The organism is Agromyces sp. NPDC052230 (genome assembly GCF_040679595.1).
GTDB lineage: Bacteria > Actinomycetota > Actinomycetes > Actinomycetales > Microbacteriaceae > Agromyces.
Genome location: NZ_JBFAVC010000021.1, coordinates 1 through 1,300, shown reverse-complemented (window position 1 = coordinate 1,300; position 1,300 = coordinate 1). Strand labels below are relative to the sequence as shown.

General features: G+C 64.8%; 1 protein-coding gene. It reads right to left on the bottom strand.

The window, feature by feature from the left end:
- Positions 1 to 44: 44 nt before the first annotated feature.
- Positions 45 to 1,234, bottom strand: a protein-coding gene (locus AB0K73_RS20805) for an IS3 family transposase (RefSeq protein ID WP_360519582.1) whose coding sequence is annotated in 2 segments (ribosomal slippage) — positions 45 to 953 and positions 956 to 1,234 — 1,188 coding nt in all. Because the reading frame shifts where the segments join, the coding sequence is not laid out codon by codon here.
- Between the last annotated feature and the right edge of the window lie 66 nt (positions 1,235 to 1,300).

The window sequence follows — 1,300 nt, the reverse complement described above, 5'->3', positions numbered from 1 at the left end:
GAGGGTCGGCCCCCGGTCTGGTTGACGCTCGGGGTTTGCAGTGATTAGGCCGCTTCTGCGGTCACGTAGATCATCTCAAACTCGACGGGGGTGAGCTTGCCGAGGGCGCGCTGACGGCGTCGGCGGTTGTACTTGGTTTCGATCCAGGTCACGATCGCGAGTCGCAGGTCTTCGCGGGTGTTCCAGCGTCGGGTGTTCAGGACGTTCTTCTGCAGCAGGCTGAAGAAGCTTTCCATGCTGGCGTTGTCCCCGGCCCCATACGAGCGACCCATCGATCCGATGAGGCCATTGTTCTCCAGTAGCCGCTGGGTGCGTTTGGCGCGAAACTGACCGCCCCTGTCGGAGTGGCAGATTGTGCCGACCGGTGAGCGCAGTGCGATCGCGTTGCGCATCGCGGCGCGCGCCAGGGACGACTTCATGCGGGAGTCGATGGAGTAGCCGACGATCTTGTTGCTGAAGACGTCCTTGATCGCGCAGATGTAGAGCTTGCCTTCCCGGGTGGGGTGCTCGGAGATGTCCCACAACCAGACCCTGTTCGGGCTGTCGGCGACGAACTCGTGCCGGACCACGCCGTGCTCGTCGACCACGGCGAGCAGGTCGTCATGCGGGGCCGGGCCGGTCGAGCCGGGCTTGCTGCGCTTCTTGTGGTGGCTGGCATGGATACCTGCGATCCGGCACAACCGGTGCACGCGGTTTTCGCCGACCTGGATGCCGTGCTCGAGGTCGAGCTCGTCAGTGATGAACCGGTACCCGAGGGTGGCGTCGTCGGCATGGATCTCGTAGATCACGTCCAGCAGGTGCGCGTCGTCCCAGTCCCGCTGGCACACCGGGTCCTTCAGCCACTTGTAATACCCCTGGGTCGACAACCCCAGGACCCTGCACGCCACCGCGACCGGCACCCTGACGTGGGCGCCGGCCGCGGCCATCTCACGGACGAGCGGGAAGACTATTTTCCCGGCAGGTTCGCCTGGGACAGGTAGGCCGCAGCGCGGCGCAGGACCTCGTTCTCCTGCTCGAGCAGCCGGATCCGCTTCTTCGCTTCGCGCAGCTCGGCACGGTCGGCATCGGACAGGCCGGGACGATGACCGTCCTCGATATCGGCCTTCTTCATCCAGTTCGCCAGCGAGCCTTCGGAAATACCGAAGTCCTTCGCGATCTGCGCCAGCGGCGCTTGGCCCTTCCGGGCCACGGCCACGACGTCGTCGCGGAACTCCTTGGGATACGGCTTTGCCACACGGACATCCTTCCAGCGAGGACGAATCCTCACACTTCAGATGTCAACCAAACCCGGGGCAGACCC